The organism is Rhizorhabdus phycosphaerae (genome assembly GCF_011044255.1).
In the GTDB taxonomy this organism is placed as follows: Bacteria; Pseudomonadota; Alphaproteobacteria; order Sphingomonadales; family Sphingomonadaceae; genus Rhizorhabdus; species Rhizorhabdus phycosphaerae.
On the sequence record NZ_CP049107.1, the window covers coordinates 1,723,754 to 1,738,527 of the forward strand.

Annotated in this window: 15 protein-coding genes; 3 read left to right on the top strand and 12 right to left on the bottom strand. The window is 65.1% G+C overall.

What is annotated here, in order from left to right; all coding sequences use genetic code 11:
• Positions 1–43 precede the first annotated feature (43 nt).
• From acsF to hemA, 3 genes are read left to right on the top strand one after another with little or no spacing between them, the layout of a single operon-like run.
• Positions 44–1,090: a magnesium-protoporphyrin IX monomethyl ester (oxidative) cyclase gene (acsF, locus tag G6P88_RS07840; RefSeq protein ID WP_165325022.1), complete on the top strand. Its 1,047-nt coding sequence runs from the start codon at positions 44–46 to the stop codon at positions 1,088–1,090.
• Positions 1,087–1,857 carry a putative photosynthetic complex assembly protein PuhE gene (puhE, locus tag G6P88_RS07845; RefSeq protein WP_165322649.1) on the top strand — a complete coding sequence of 257 codons (771 nt, stop codon included), beginning with the start codon at positions 1,087–1,089 and terminating at the stop codon, positions 1,855–1,857. Before acsF ends, puhE begins: the two co-directional genes overlap by 4 nt.
• Positions 1,854–3,077 carry a 5-aminolevulinate synthase gene (hemA, locus tag G6P88_RS07850; RefSeq protein ID WP_165322650.1) on the top strand — a complete coding sequence of 408 codons (1,224 nt, stop codon included), beginning with the start codon at positions 1,854–1,856 and terminating at the stop codon, positions 3,075–3,077. Before puhE ends, hemA begins: the two co-directional genes overlap by 4 nt.
• Before the next feature lie 140 nt (positions 3,078–3,217).
• Here hemA and G6P88_RS07855 read toward each other — a convergent pair whose 3' ends face one another.
• From G6P88_RS07855 to G6P88_RS07910, 12 genes are all read right to left on the bottom strand, one after another.
• Positions 3,218–3,571 carry a hypothetical protein gene (locus G6P88_RS07855; protein WP_206335897.1) on the bottom strand — a complete coding sequence of 118 codons (354 nt, stop codon included), beginning with the start codon at positions 3,569–3,571 and terminating at the stop codon, positions 3,218–3,220.
• Positions 3,572–3,761: 190 nt separating this feature from the next.
• Positions 3,762–5,012: a DUF3422 family protein gene (locus G6P88_RS07860; protein WP_165322652.1), complete on the bottom strand. Its 1,251-nt coding sequence runs from the start codon at positions 5,010–5,012 to the stop codon at positions 3,762–3,764.
• A gap of 67 nt (positions 5,013–5,079) precedes the next feature.
• The gene (gene pufC, locus G6P88_RS07865; RefSeq protein ID WP_165322653.1) at positions 5,080–6,156 is read right to left on the bottom strand and encodes a photosynthetic reaction center cytochrome PufC; all 1,077 of its coding nucleotides are present in this window, start codon (positions 6,154–6,156) and stop codon (positions 5,080–5,082) included.
• Positions 6,153–7,124, bottom strand: a complete 972-nt coding sequence (gene pufM / locus G6P88_RS07870) for a photosynthetic reaction center subunit M (RefSeq protein ID WP_165322654.1) — start codon at positions 7,122–7,124, stop codon at positions 6,153–6,155. The genes pufC and pufM overlap by 4 nt, the downstream gene beginning before the upstream one ends.
• A gap of 14 nt (positions 7,125–7,138) precedes the next feature.
• On the bottom strand, positions 7,139–7,963 hold the full coding sequence (gene pufL, locus G6P88_RS07875; RefSeq protein ID WP_165322655.1) for a photosynthetic reaction center subunit L: 825 nt from the start codon (positions 7,961–7,963) through the stop codon (positions 7,139–7,141).
• A gap of 118 nt (positions 7,964–8,081) precedes the next feature.
• Entirely contained in the window at positions 8,082–8,261 is a 180-nt protein-coding gene (gene pufA / locus G6P88_RS07880; protein ID WP_165322656.1) for a light-harvesting antenna LH1, alpha subunit, read from the bottom strand.
• A 47-nt stretch (positions 8,262–8,308) separates the two neighbouring features.
• Positions 8,309–8,464 carry a light-harvesting antenna LH1, beta subunit gene (gene pufB / locus G6P88_RS07885; RefSeq protein WP_165322657.1) on the bottom strand — a complete coding sequence of 52 codons (156 nt, stop codon included), beginning with the start codon at positions 8,462–8,464 and terminating at the stop codon, positions 8,309–8,311.
• 139 nt (positions 8,465–8,603) lie between these two features.
• Positions 8,604–10,064 (bottom strand): chlorophyllide a reductase subunit Z, encoded by a 1,461-nt coding sequence (bchZ, locus tag G6P88_RS07890; protein WP_165322658.1) that lies wholly within the window; start codon positions 10,062–10,064, stop codon positions 8,604–8,606.
• Positions 10,061–11,581 (bottom strand): chlorophyllide a reductase subunit Y, encoded by a 1,521-nt coding sequence (gene bchY / locus G6P88_RS07895; protein ID WP_226946773.1) that lies wholly within the window; start codon positions 11,579–11,581, stop codon positions 10,061–10,063. Before bchY ends, bchZ begins: the two co-directional genes overlap by 4 nt.
• 2 nt (positions 11,582–11,583) lie before the next feature.
• Complete coding sequence (locus tag G6P88_RS07900) at positions 11,584–12,561, bottom strand: chlorophyllide a reductase iron protein subunit X (protein ID WP_425594490.1); 978 nt, start codon at positions 12,559–12,561, stop codon at positions 11,584–11,586.
• Between the two features lie 2 nt (positions 12,562–12,563).
• Positions 12,564–13,508, bottom strand: coding sequence for a chlorophyll synthesis pathway protein BchC (gene bchC / locus G6P88_RS07905; RefSeq protein ID WP_165322660.1), 945 nt, complete (start codon positions 13,506–13,508; stop codon positions 12,564–12,566).
• A gap of 95 nt (positions 13,509–13,603) precedes the next feature.
• On the bottom strand, positions 13,604–14,728 hold the full coding sequence (locus tag G6P88_RS07910; protein WP_165322661.1) for a methyltransferase: 1,125 nt from the start codon (positions 14,726–14,728) through the stop codon (positions 13,604–13,606).
• Positions 14,729–14,774 lie beyond the last annotated feature (46 nt).

A 14,774-nucleotide genomic window follows, 5' to 3' on the forward strand; every position in this document is an offset into this window, starting at 1 on the left:
ATCGGCGGCGCCTGTCGTCGCTGCGCCGTCGTCCGAGGTCGCGATGCCGAGCGTGGAGGATCTGAAGCGCGAGGTGTCGAACGAGACGGTCCTCAGCCCGCGCTTCTACACCACCGATTTCAAGGCGCTCGATGCAACCGACGTCTCCCGCGTCCGTGCCGAGTGGGACGGGCTGATGGACGAAATGGAGTCGGACCCCAACAAGACGCATTTCAAGAAGGACGAGTCTTTCGACGGTGTGATCGAGCGGATGCCCCCCGAACTGCGTCGCGACTTCATCGACTTCCTGATTTCGTCGATGACCTCCGAATTTTCGGGCTGCCTCCTTTATGCCGAAATCGCGAAGCGCACGAAGAATCCCGACATGAAGCGCCTGATGAAGTGCCTGGCCCGCGACGAGAGCCGGCACGCCGGCTTCATCAACGACAGCCTGAAGGACGCCGGAATCGGCATCGATCTGTCCTTCCTGAGCAAGGCCAAGAAATACACCTATTTCCAGCCCAAGTTCATCATCTACGCGACTTACCTCTCCGAGAAGATCGGCTATGCGCGCTACATTCGGATCTTCCGCCATCTCGAGAAGCATCCCGAACATCGCTTTCACCCGATCTTCGAGTGGTTCGAGAGCTGGTGCAACGACGAGTTCCGCCATGGCGAAGCGCTGGCACTGCTGATCCGCGCCGACCCGAAGATGACGCAGGGCATCAACCGCCTGTGGATCCGTTTCTTCATCCTTTCGGTCTATGCGACGATGTACGTGCGCGATCATACCCGTCCGGCGCTGTACGAGGCTTTCGGGATGGACATCACCGACTATGACTACAGCGTCTTCCGCCTGACGACCGAGATCAGCCGCCAGGCTTTCCCCATCACGATCGACACCGATACGCCGCAGTTCCGCGCCCGCATGGAGGATCTGCTGCGGATCTCGCGCCGCATGGACGCGCTTCGGGGCCAGCCCGGCCTTCTCAACAAGGCGCGCCGGCTCGGCACCATGGCGGCGGCGGGCCTGACCTTCGTGCGGCTCTTCTTCCAGCGCGCCGAGGCCAACCCGCTTCCCGCCAGCGTCCGTCTGGTCCCGGCCTGGTGACCCTGCCGCCCCTCCTTTTCGCGCTTCTGATGTGGTTCATCGGTACCGCCACGGTCGTCTGGCTCGACAGCCGCCCGCGCGACACCTTCCGCACGAGCCTTTCGCTGGCGGGCGTGGTGGCGATCGCGGCGATGGGCCTGGTGTGGACATATGCCGACAGTAGCACGGTGGACGGCGCCTATGTCGGCTTCGGCGCGGCGATCGCCATCTGGGGCTGGCACGAGATGAGCTTCCTCATGGGCGAGGTCGCCGGTCCCAACCGCGCATCCTGTCCGCCCGGACTGACCGGCTGGGAACGATTCAAGGCGGCGACCGCGACCGTCATCCACCATGAGCTGGCCATCGCCGCGACGGCACTCGCGCTGTTCGCGCTTACCTGGGGGCAGCCCAACCAGGCCGCACCGCTGACCTTCGCACTGCTGTTCGCACTCCGCCTGTCGGCCAAGTTCAATCTCTATTTCGGCGTGCCGAACCTGAGCGACGAGGTGTTTCCGGAGCATCTCGCCTATCTCAAGACCTATTTCCGCAAGCGCCGCCTGAACCCGCTGTTCCCGTTTTCGATCGTGGGCAGCGTGGGCCTGGCAGTCTGGGCCTGGACCGTCGCCGAACGGTCGGCCGACGGGGCGGCGGCAAGCGCGACCCTGCTCGCGGGCCTCGCAGCTCTCGGGGTGGTCGAACATCTGTTTCTGGTGCTGCCGATGCGCGACGCCAAATTGTTCAGCTGGGCTAAGCCCGCCAAAATCGATTTTCTGGGGAGAGGGCAATGAACTACGACAACCTGTTCGCCGAACAGCTCGATACTCTGCGCGAAGCGGGCAACTACCGCGTCTTCGCCGAGATCGAGCGGCAGGCCGGCAACTTTCCCCGTGCCAGCCGCTGGACCAAGGATGGCCAGGTCGAAGACGTCACCGTCTGGTGCTCGAACGACTATCTCGGCATGGGCCAGCACCCGAAGGTGCTCACGGCGATGCACGAGACGCTCGACCGCTGCGGCGCCGGCGCCGGCGGCACGCGCAACATCTCCGGCACCAACCACCAGCATGTGCTGCTCGAGAGCGAACTTGCCGATCTGCACGGCAAGGAAGCGGCGCTGATCTTCACCTCGGGCTATGTGTCCAACTGGGCGGCACTCTCCACCCTCGCCTCGCGCCTGCCCAATTGCGTGGTGCTGTCGGACGCGCTCAACCATGCCAGCATGATCGAAGGCATTCGCCACAGCCGCGCCGAATGCCTCCGCTTCCGCCACAATGACGTGGCGCATCTCGATGAGCTCCTCTCCCAGGTCGAGCCGGGCCGCGCCAAGCTGGTCGCGTTCGAGAGCGTCTATTCGATGGACGGCGACATCGCCCCGATCCGCGAGATTATCGAAGTGTGCGAAAAGCACGGCGCCCTCAGCTATATCGACGAGGTCCACGGCGTCGGCCTGTACGGCCCGCGCGGCGGCGGCGTCGCCGAGCGCGAAGGGCTGATGGACCGGATCGACGTGATCGAGGGTACGCTCGGCAAGGCCTTCGGGGTGATGGGCGGCTACATCACGGCGTCGAAGAATCTCTGCGATTTCGTCCGCAGCTTTGCGAGCGGCTTCATCTTCTCGACCTCGCTGCCGCCGGCCGTCGCCGCCGGTGCCGCCGCCTCGATCCGCCACCTCAAGGACAGCCAGGTCGAGCGGGTGCGCCACCAGAACCGGGTGAAGATGGTGCGCGAGCGGCTCGACGCGCTCGGCATCCCGCATCTGCCCAATCCCAGCCACATCATCCCGGTGATGGTCGGCGACGCGCACCATGCCAAGATGATCAGCGACTGGCTGATGGACAATCACGGCATCTATGTGCAGCCGATCAACTACCCGACCGTCCCCAAGGGCACCGAGCGGCTGCGCATCACGCCGTCGCCCGTCCACACCGACGGCGACATCGACCGGCTGGTGACGGCGCTGAGCGAGATCTGGTCGCAATGCGCGCTGGCACGGCGGGAAATGGCGGCCTGAGGGCGAGCGCGCCGCTGGCGTAAGCTGGGCGCCACCGCTGCTAGTCCTGCCCTATCTCGCAAGGCTGCCTGTCAGCTGTCGGCGCTATAGCCAGTAGATCTCAATGGCCGGGATGGGGTGGATTCCTGCCATGACCTTGGTCAGGACTGATAGCCGATAACCCGTGTTCCAAATTCTGTCGGCACAAGCGGAAATTTGCCGATGGGGTCAACAATCGGCGCTAAATCGATAGGAAGCTCAAGCCACTCGATCGCACGTAGCTCAACTGGCCCAAACTCAATCGTATCCATGAATGCCTTGGGACATGCGAGCGAAGGTGGGAACCGCATTTGGCGTGGTTCGTCAACATCGATGAACTTCACAATCATGTGACCGCGACCAAATTGCTCGACTGCCCCGAATAGCTTTCGCCACTTGGCGTCGCTCATGAGGGCGACGCTGAAACGCTCGCGCGCTAGCTTCCCCGTTTTGGTCGGGTCATGAATCGTCATCATCGGTAATCTGACACTTGGGCTGATCGACAGCAACGGGGTCGAGAGCCGACAGGCGACTTTAGCGATCTCGTGGTCCGATACGGAGTGACAGCAGGCCGTTCCCCGCCGATGACGCAGAAAGACCGCTCGCCTTTGCGCCTGTGTGTATGCGTGAGAACGCTCCCCGCTCACGCGAACTTGGTCGATCCGCCTATTCGTGCAGCTTCCGCTGCACCCGCATCAGGCTCAGCGCGACGATCGTCAGCACCAGCGGCACGACGGCGGCCATCGCGACCTTGTAGGACAGGCCCGGCACCGCGCCGATCACATAGGCCAGCAAGGCGACCAGATAATAGCTGATCGCGACCACCGACAGGCCCTCGACCGTCTGCTGCAGCCGCAGCTGCACTTCGGTCCGACGGTCCATCGACGCCAGCAGCACGGTGTTCTGCTTGGCCAGCGCGGTGTCGATCCGGGTGCGGAGCAGCTCGCTGGTCCAGGCGGCGCGTTGCGACAGATCCTCGAGCCTCGCGGAAAAGCTGTCGCAGGTCCGCACCGCCGGCGTCAGCCGCCTTTCGGTGAAGTCCGCCAGCGTCTGGTGTCCGCGCACCAGCCCGATCTGGAGCGATGCCAGCCGGTCGGTGCTGAGCTGGGCATAAGCGCGCGTCGCGCTCATCCTATAGCGCGTCTCGGCGACGATCCGCGCGAGCTCGGCCGAGAGAAAGGTCAGTTCGTCGAGCAGTTCGTCGTCCTGCGACGTCCGCTCCGACACCGCGCCGGTCAGCTCCGCCAGCCGCGCCTCAAGCTCGGACACGCGCGGGGTCAGCCGCTGCGCCAAAGGAAGACCGAGCAGCGCCATGTTGCGGTAATTGCCCAGTTCCTGGAGCCGCATCAGAAGCTGTGCAGGCTCGTCGAGCGCAAGATCCCGATCAAGCACCAGCAACCGGCCATAGCCGTCGTCATGCAAACGAAAGTCCGACATTATCCTGGCGGCGCCGGACGCCACGTCGCACACGACCGTAGCCTCGGACGAGAACCAGCGATCACGCTCCTCTGCAGAGGGTTCCGGTCGATCGCGCGGAGCGAAGGCAATCTGCGTCGCGCGGATCACGTCGCCCGGAAGGTCGGCCAGGATCCGGCTGAGCAGCGGCTCGAACAGCGCCTCGTCGAACGGCGCGTCATAATGGCCTTCGCGGATCAGCGTGTGGCTGACGAATTCGGTATGCCGCTCCCACACCAGGGTGAAGCCGTCAACGGCGATGACGCCATATTTGGCGGCAACCGGAACGATCGCCCGGCTGCCCTGGGCCAGCGCGTCCATATGCGCGCGGCTCGCTTCGCCGCCGCCTTCGCCGGTCAGGGTGATGATCTGCATCAGGCGACACGGCGCCGACAGGCGCGGCAGGCGCCGGACGTGCATCTCCTCCGACAGCGAAGCGCGCAGGGCGTGATTGCGCATCATGCCCCGCGCGCCAGCCGTGTCGGAAAGTCTGGACCCGCGCCGCTCGAACCAGCGGCGCGGGCCATCGTCATTGCGCTGCCGCCACCTGGGTGCCCGTTGCCGGCGCCATCGCGATGGATGGGGCAGGCGCCGGGGCCGCGGGGGCAGGAGCCTGGATCAGCCAGGGCGCCTGGTCGACCATGCTCACCCCGCCGAGCGGCTTGTTCACGCCCTGGTGGCAGGTGGTGCAGTTGACCTTGTACGGGTCGCCCATCGGCCCCTTGCGATTGGCCGGGAAGACCGATGCAAGCGGCGTGATGTAGCTGTTGTTGGCATCGCGGACCATGCGGATGCCGTACCAGGCCTGGGCACGCTGCGCGCGGCTGCGGTTCCAGGCGGCGAAGGACTGGCTGTTGTGGCAGAAGGTGCAGTTCACGCCCAAAGCCTGACTGGTGTGCATCATCAGGCCATAGGTCGTCTCGGTCGCCTTGATCGACACGCGATGATCGGAAGGCAGCGCGTTGGTCGAAGCAACCCGGATATTGCCCTTGCCGGCCAGATATTCGGAGAAGCCACCGGCCGGGAGCGAGGCGTAGGCAACGGCCGGGTTGGGCGTGTTCTGCCCCCGCTTGTTGCCCCGGATCGACCGCGGATTGGGCGGCCCTTCCTCTTGCGCCCAGATGTTCGCCGGCACCGGCTGTCCCCTGTGGCAGGTGAAGCAGGTGACGCCGGTCTGCTTGACGTGGCTCGACCAGCCCGTGTTGATCTGACGCGTCATCAAGAGCATCCGACGCGCGACGATCTTGGTGTACTTCTCGTCCGACGCCATATTCTCGGGATTGTGGCAGTAGTTGCAGCCCTGTTCGGCCGGCGCGACCCATTGGTTGATCTGCGCCATCATATGGTCGAACCGGTCCTTGCTCATGCTGCCGAGCACCGGAACATTCTGATAAGCCGAGGCTGCGGTGTCTCCGCCCTCGGGCGGAAGCGGATAGGCAATCGGGGGGATGGTCGCCGGCGGAGGCACATTGTCCTTGTCGACGATCAGGTTCATGCCGGTGCCGCGATAGCCCACCTGCGCGGTGTCCTTCGGCCCCAGTTCGCAGCCGGCCAGCAGGATCAGCCCGATGGCGGCGGCAGCCACTTTGATCATGGTGCGGGTCATTGCGGCGCTCCCGGCAAGGTGGCTGGATCGATCACGCCCGTGCTGGGATAGCCCGGCGCATATCCGTGCTGCGTCGCCCAGAGATACCAGTTGTCGACGACCGTCCCGGTCAGGAGGATGCCGATCGCACCGGTCAGCGGGCACAACACCGCGAACCACCACGCCCAGCGATGGATCGATTCCATCGTGGCGTTGAAGCCCATCGTCCAGCGCCAGAACAAGGCGGCACGTTCAGACGCGGTACCGCGATCGGTGATCTGTTCGATCTCGCGCTCGCCGCCATAGCGCCCGACCGCGAGGATCGTCGCACCGTGCATCGCGAAGAGCAGGGTCGATCCGTAGAGGAAGACGATCGAGAGACAGTGGAACGGGTTGTAGAAGAGGTTGCCGTAGCGGATCGAGAAGGCTGCGGTCCAGTCGAGGTGCGGGAAGATGCCGAACGGCACCGCTTCCGACCAGCTGCCCATCAGCATCGGGCGGATGAAACCCAGAGTCAGGATCAGCGAGATGCCGGCAGCGAAAGCCCAGGGCACATGGTTGCCAAGGCCCAGTGCGCTGGCGCGGCGGAAGGTGCGGACGAGCCACAAGAGCAGCGCGGCGGTCATGAAGAAGCCTGCCATCTGCCACCAGCCGCCTTCGGCCAGCGGCACGGCAAGGGTGAAGCCCCACTGGGGTCCCGGCGGTTCCAGCGCCAGCCAAGGCAGTTGGCGGGCGAACTGGATCGGATCCCAGTTGACGCTTGCCCACATGTTGAGGCCGATGATCTCGAAGGCGAGGAAGGCGCAGACGAGCGAGGCGATGCCGAGCTTGCCGAGATAGATCGGTCCGATCTGCGCGGCGCCGAGCTTGCCGGCCCAATAATTGTAGATCGCCAGGTCACCGCGCGCGAAGCTGCCGGGGGGCAATGGCGGCCCCATCTCCAGCGGCCCGCGCAACTGCACCTGGGTGAACATGTTCTGATAGCGCATCGTCTATCTCCCTCTCACGACCAGATCGGCAGGTTGAGCCACCACGTCCACCATTCCGGCCAGCCGCGTGTCCAGAACGGACCCGAGATGATGATGCAGATCGCGCTCCAGAAGCCAGCCGACAGGGCCAGGAACAGGCCCAGCCGGTGGATGCCGAGCGTACCGACGGAATAGCCGATGGTGTCGCGGAAGAACGCGTCTTCATATTCCGGCGATTTCACCGCTTCGCCCGGCGGCGGATTGACCGCCGAAAGGACGAGCGCGCCGTGGAAGGCGAGCGCACCACCGGTCACGAAGAAGAAGCTGACCGCCAGCATATGCGCCGGATTGTAGTGGAAGTGCAGATATTGGTAGCCGGTGTTCGACACCCAATCGAGGTGGCTGAAGATGCCATAGGGGAAACCGAACCCCCAGGCGCCCAGCAACACGGGGCGGATCACGACGAGGCTGACATAGGCGAAGATGGCGAAACCGTAGGCGAAGGGGACATGATATCCCATGCCGAGCTTGCGGCAGATCTCGACCTCGCGGAGCGCCCAGGATGAGAAGGCCGCGATCGCGCACACCGTGATGATCTGCCAGAACCCCCCTTCGCGCAGCGGCGCCAGGCCCAGGCCGTAGCTGATGTCGGGTGGTGCGATGCTGATCAGCCAGGGGTTCCAGGTCGGCCCCAGCGAAGCGGCATAGATGATCAGCAGCGTGCCGAGCAGCGCGGTGATCGCACTGATCACGCCGAAGAAGCCGACGTAGAATGGCCCGACCCAGAAGTCGAACAGGTCACCGCCGAGCAGCGTGCCGCCCCTGACCCGGTATTTTCGCTCAAAGCTCAGCAAGGCCATGGCCAAACCTCCCCGTCGTGCCGATCAGCGACAGCGACCATTCGAATATTTCAGAAATTTCAGTGGACGGGCCGAACGGAGGGGCCCGCCCCGCCCACTTGAAATCGCCCGACGGCTGTCAGCTCGCAGGCGCGGCCGGAGCCGTGGCCGCCATGGGGGCGGTCCGCGGGCCATCGAGCCAGTTGAACTTGTCGGTGCTCAGCAGGATGAAGTGAATCAGCAGTGCCAGCACGAACAGGAATATGAACAATGCGACCAGCGCGCGGCGCGGGTCGAATATCAGCCAGATCCTCCACATGTCGTGGTTCCTTTCTCAGTCAGTCCAGAATTCCGCAGCAATGCCGCTTACAGCCAGGGGCGCCAGTTCCAGACCAGGAAGTGGGCGACGATCGCCACCGCCGTGAACATCAGGAAGCTGGTGATGAACAGCTTGTGGAATTCCTTGGCTTCTTCCGGGCTCAGATATGTGGTGAGCCCCATCCTTTCGTTCGGATCATTCATTTCTACGTCTCCATTATTCCCGACGAGGGTAGGAGCGTGAAGCGCGCTCCCCGACGGCATCCACCCGGGCGACATGCCCGGCAGGATCGGTGCGCCCGCAGCGAACCAGGTCGCATCGCGCGGTAAGGGTTGGCCGCGGTCATGCCCCGCGGCTTTCTGAAATCGCTATCGCCAGGCGTTCGGGCGTGACCGACGCCTCGCCAGCCCGGCGCGCGGCGCGCTCGGCGGCGTCGCGGATGCGCTTGGCCATCGAAATGCGGACCAGGACCGGAGCGCGCTCGACGACCGCGTCGAGTTCCATCTTGGCGGCGGCGTCCCAGGTCACTTCGCTCTGCGTGCGCGCCGGGGTCGCCTCGACCGCGTCGAGCTGGCCCGCCAGCGGAAGAATGTGGAAAAGCGCGTCGAACAGCGCGTTGCAGACTTCCTGGACGAGGTAGGTCGCGCCGGCATAGCCCATGAAGGGTGTCCCGGTGTGACGACGGATCACCGCGCCGGGGAAGCTTGCGGGAATGTAGCAGCCGCGCATCCCGCCGCCGCCGCCCGCGGCCTCGGCCATATACATCCGCTCGTTGAAGCTGCCGAACAGGACGAGCGGGGGATTGGTCGCGATCATGTCCTTGACCGCCTGATTGTCCGTTTTGGCGCCCGCGCAGCGCGCCACCGCGAAGTTGCACGGCAGCCCCATGTCCTCCTCGAGGAACTTGCGGATTCCGCGGGCATAGGTTTCGGTCGCGACGATGCCGAAGCTCGCGGTGCCGAAGAAGTCCTGCGTGACCGAGCGCCACAGATCCCACAAGGGCTTGATCGTCGTGTGCTTCTCTCGAGCAATGAACGGCTCGGGATCGAGACCGGTCAGCTCGCCGAGCTTGCGGAGGAAGAGCGTGGTGCTCTCCAACCCGATCGGTGCCTGCAGATAGGGGCGCTCGAGCGCTTCGCACAGCCCGCGTCCGAACTCGCGATACATGCAGACATTGACCTGCGCGGCGGCGAGCTTCTTTACATCGGCCAGATGGCTGCCGAGCGGGAAGGTCATGTTGACCTCGGCGCCGATGCCCTCGATCAGCCGGCGTATCTCGGCGAGGTCCGACGGCATGTTGAACGTGCCGTACATCGGGCCGATGATGTTCACCTTCGGCTTCTGCCCGGCGACCGGCGGCTTTGCAGGCGGTGCCTTCTTCGGACCGAACTGCGTCCACAGCCAGGTGAGCGCACGGTCGCCCGATTGCCACTGATCCTCATCGATCGTGCGCGGCAGGAAGCGCTGGATGTTGGTGCCTTCCGGCGTGACGCCGCCGCCGATCATCTCGGCGATCGAGCCCGTCACGACGACCGCCGGCAGATCCGGGTCGAGCGTTTTCCACGCCCGCCGCATCGCGCCCTCGGTTCCGTCGCGTCCGAGTTCCTGTTCGCCCAGCCCCGTCACGACGATCGGCAGTTCGTGCGGCGGCAGGCCATCGGTATAATGCAGCACCGACGTGACCGGCAGATTCTCGCACCCGACCGGGCCATCGATGATGACCTGCAGGCCCTTGATCGCGGTGAAGGCGTAAACCGCCCCCCAATAGCCGCCGGCGCGGTCGTGATCGAGGATCAGGGTCATACGCCGACGCTTTCTTCCGCCTTGGCGGCGGCAATGCGCTTCGCGGCGAACTTCGCCTTGTACTCGGGCCGGTCGACAGGCGTGGTTTCCCACTGGCCTGCGGTCGCGCCGGTGCCGACTCCTTCGAAGAACTCGGTCATCCGGTCGAAGCGGTGCTTGTTGGCGAGCGCGGCGCCCACCACCATCGCCAGGCTCCCCGCGCCCGCCGGGCCCATCAGCGGCCGCGCCGAGATGAGGTTGGTGAAGTAGAGCGCCGGGATCGCCTTCTGCTTGGCGTGCTGGACGACCGGCGTGGTCCCGATTGCGAGGTCGGGACGATATTCCTCGACTGCGGCGATGTCCTGTTCGAGGCTGGCGCGATACTGGACGCGGCAGCCATGCGCCTCCAGCCAGTCACGGTCGGGATCGGACCAGACGGTCCGCGGACAGGCGGTGCCGACATAAGGCACGGTGGCCCCGCTCTCGATCAGCAGCCGCGCCACGAGCAGCTCGGAGCCTTCATAGCCCGATACGGTGACGCGACCCGATACCGGCCGGGCAGCGAGCGCGCCACGGATCGCCGGGATGAAGCGGTTCTTTGCCGCATCGACCTTGTCCTGCGCGATCCCGCATGCCGCGCCGATCGCGTCGAGCCATGCCGCCGTGCCGTCTGCGCCGACCGGCGCGGACCCGACGACCGTACGTCCTGCCGCTTCGAACTCTCGGACGCTGGCGGTGTAGAAGGGATGGATCGCACCAACCACGGCGCAGTCGAGCGCCTGGTACAGTTCGCGCCATTCGCGGGTCGGAACGACAGGGCCGGCGGCGAGGCCGAGCGGTTCGAGCAGCAGCCCGATGCCCGGCGGGTCGGCGGGGAACATCTCACCCAGCAAGGTGACGGTCGGGCGGGCCGAGCGCTCTTTCGGCGCGGCGACCGGGCCGACTTCCGCCTCTCGCCGCGCATAGGCGAGCATGGCGCCTGCCAGCACGTCCTTCGCCTCGGCATGCGTCGGCACGCCGAAGCCTGGGACGTCTATGCCGACGATGCGCACGCCGTTGATCTGGTCGGGCAGCAACTGCAGCGGAACGCCCGATGCGGTCGGCACGCACAGATTGGTGACGACGATCGTGTCGTAGAGCGCCGGATCGGCGAGACCCTCGACTGCTTCTTTGATGTCCTCGAACAATTTGCCGGTGACGAGCGTCTCGGAACTGAAGGGGACGTAACCGACGCTGCGCTTCGCGCCATAGAAATGGCTGGTGAAGGTCAGGCCGTAGACACAGCAGGCCGAGCCCGACAGTACCGTGGCAGTGCGACGCATGCGCAGGCCGACGCGCAACGACCCGAAGGCGGGGCACATCGACTGCGGCTGGTCGTGCGGGCCCTTGGGATAATCGGCGGCGTAGCGGTCGAGGATATCGGACTTGCCCGCCTCGATCGCGGCCGCGCGGAGCGTGTCGCCAGACGAGCAGCCGCCTTCGGCAGGCGCCGCAAGGTCGATCCGGTCGCGATCGCGGGAAAGGTTGGGGCTATCCACGTTCAGACCGCGTCGTACACGACTTCGAGGCTCGGCTTGGGCTCATAGGCCGCGCCGCGCATGTCCGCCTGGGTAGCGGGCTTGAGCGTGAAGTCCGCTCCGGTCACGTCGGCGCTGAACAACCCCAGCAGCCCGTCCTGGTCGAGGGGCGTGGGGCGGAGCGGCGGTGCCTCCGCGACATTGGTCGCGAGTTCCTCGAAGATCGAGGCCCACTGCCCGCCGGGCTTGCCGATGATCTGATAGTTGGCGCTCTTCTTGCGGATGTCCTCATTTGCGGGGATCGCCGTCAGCACAGGGATGCCAACCGCTTCCGCAAAGGCATTCGCCTCGCCGGTGCCGTCGTCCTTGTTCAGGATCATGCCGGCGACGCCGACATTGCCGCCCATCTTGCGGAAATATTCGACCGCCTTGCAGACGTTGTTGGCGACGTACAGCGATTGCAGGTCGTTGGAGGCGACGACGATCACTTTCTGGCACATGTCGCGCGCGATCGGCAGGCCGAAGCCGCCGCACACCACGTCGCCGAGGAAGTCGAGCAGGACATAGTCGAAGCCCCACTCGTGGAAGCCGAGCTTCTCCAGCGTCTCGAAGCCATGGATGATGCCACGTCCGCCGCAGCCGCGGCCGACTTCGGGCCCGCCAAGCTCCATCGCGAACACGCCGTCGCGCTGGAAGCAGACATCTTCGATGCCGACCTCTTCGCCGGCCAGCTTCTTCTTCGACGAGGTCTCGATGATCGTGGGCGTCGACTTGCCGCCGAACAGCAGGCTGGTCGTGTCGCTCTTCGGGTCGCAACCGATCAGCAGCACGCGCTTGCCCTGCTGCGCCATCATGTAGCTGAGATTGGCCAGCGCGAACGACTTGCCACTGCCGCCCTTGCCGTAGATCGCAATGATCTGCGTTTCCTTGGTGGGCGTCCCCGTAGGAACCGGATCGGGCTCCCAGGATGCTTCCTCGCGCAGGACACCGGGGTCTAGCATGCTCACAGCGTTCTCCAATCCAGGACCATCTTGAGGCACGCAGGGTCGGTGAACGCCTGCGGGTAGGCGGCGTCGGCTTCGGCAGCCGGCCGGGTGTGGCTGATCAGGCCGTCGAACTCGAGCAGCCCGATATCGAGAAGTTCGACGACGGCAGCGAGATCCGCGGGGGTGAATTCGGCGGATATCCGCATACGGGCTTCACGCATGAATGCGGGCGGAAAGGCGAAGGACAGCCGGTCGTAGAAGCCGGCGAGCGTCACTTCCCCACCCTTCGCCAAGCGGCCAAAGGCGAGATCCAGGATATCGGGCGTGCCGCTGGCATCGCAGATCGCCGCATAATTTCGACGTCCATCCGCATCGGGATCGATCACCGAATAATCGAAACCCGCCTGGCCAAGATCTGCTTCCCGCCGGACCGGGTTGGCCTCCCACACGGTAGGGGCGTCGCCGCCGGTGGCGATGGCGATCCGAGCGATAAGGCGACCTAATATCCCGTGACCGATGATCAGCTCGGGCACCCCGCCGACCGATATTGTCCGGTGGGCGGTCGCCGCCAGCGCGATCAGGATGCCGTCACGCCCCAGCGACTCGCTGATGGGGATCGCCCGCGCAGAGGGAAGCACGACCTGTCGCGCCGTCCCGCCAAACAGGCCCCGCGCGCTCTCGTAGCAGTTGGCACCGGGGACGAACACATACTCACCGATCCGGGCTCTTGCGTCCGAGCCCGCATCGACGATGCGGCCGACCGATTCATATCCAGGTACGAGCGGATAGCCCATGCCGGGAAAGTCAGGCATCCGCCCGGTCCACAGCAGCTTCTCGGTGCCGGAGGAAATGCCGCTCCACTCGATCTCGACCCGTACATCGCCCGCAGCCATGCCGGTCAGTGCTAGCGGTCGCAGCGATAGCTGCCCCGGCGCTTCCAGAATGACTGCAACAGCCTCCATGAGACTTGGCTCCCCGACGTCGAGCACATGGCGCGCTCTAACGTTTGTGTAATCTGATCTAGACACTCGCTTATGTCAACAAACTTAGACATTCGTCATTTGGTCGTCGCGATTACACGCACGGTCAGTGGCATTGCCGTCGGAATTTCGCGCGATTCGCGAAATCCGGCAGTGCCCAGCATGCGACAAATTTCGTCCGAGGTTCGTGGACGCCCCGATCCCATCGCGAGAAGATAGAAGCCGAAATAGGCGTCCCCCGCTGCCTCGGCACCCCGAGTCTGGGCCAACGGCTCAGCGATCACCAGCATACCCCCCGGAGGGAGCGCAGCATGGACAGCCCGCAGCAGCGCCATGGCTGGGCCGTCGTCATGATCGTGGAGGACCCTGACGAGCGAGATGAGGTCATAGCCATGCGGCAGGGGATCGCTGAGGAAACTCCCGCCGTGGATCTGCGTCCGCCTCGACAGGCCGGCATCGTCAAGCCGCGCGCGGGCGCGCTCGCCGACGGCGGGAAGATCGAACAGCGCCAGTTGCAGGTCCGGCGCTCGCGCACCGACGGCGGCTAGAAACGCCCCCTCGCCGCCGCCAACGTCGAGCAGCCGCTTATGCCGGTGAAAGGGATAGGCATCGATCACATGCTGGGCGACCAGCGGCTGCGATGCCGCCATGAGCGCCGAATAGGCGGCGACCGCCGAGTCCTCCCCCGTCCCCGGCGCTTCGGCATAATGCCACAGTCCAGCCAGCTTGCCCCCGCCGCCGCCGCTACGCAGCAGCGATACGGGATCGGTCAGGTCGGCGTAGAGCAGGCGGTGGTGCGCCACCATGTCCGCAATGCCAGGATTGCCGCACATCGCGGCACCGGCGCTCCCCAGCGTCCAGGCCGATCCTATCGGTTCGACGAGTCGCAGCGCCGCTGCCGCCCGCAATAGACGTGTGGCGCCCTCGATCGGGAGGTCGATGCGTGCACCAACCTCCTCGGCGGTCAGCGGGCTGTCGAAAAGATGACGCAGCAATCCGGTCTCAATGCACGCCGCCAGAATCTGCGAGTAGACGAAGCCGGCGACCAGATCGAACAACTCGCCTGCCCGCGCCCGTGCGATCGGACGGGTCAGCGCAAATCGCGCGGCCCAACGCTGGAATCCCGGTGAGGACAGCACATGGTTGCGGAGCGCCAGCCAACGCCCCCTCCAACCCAATTCCGAATATTTGGACGGTTTCATATGTCCATTAGTCTGGACACATGATAGCATTGCGTCAATCGAAGTG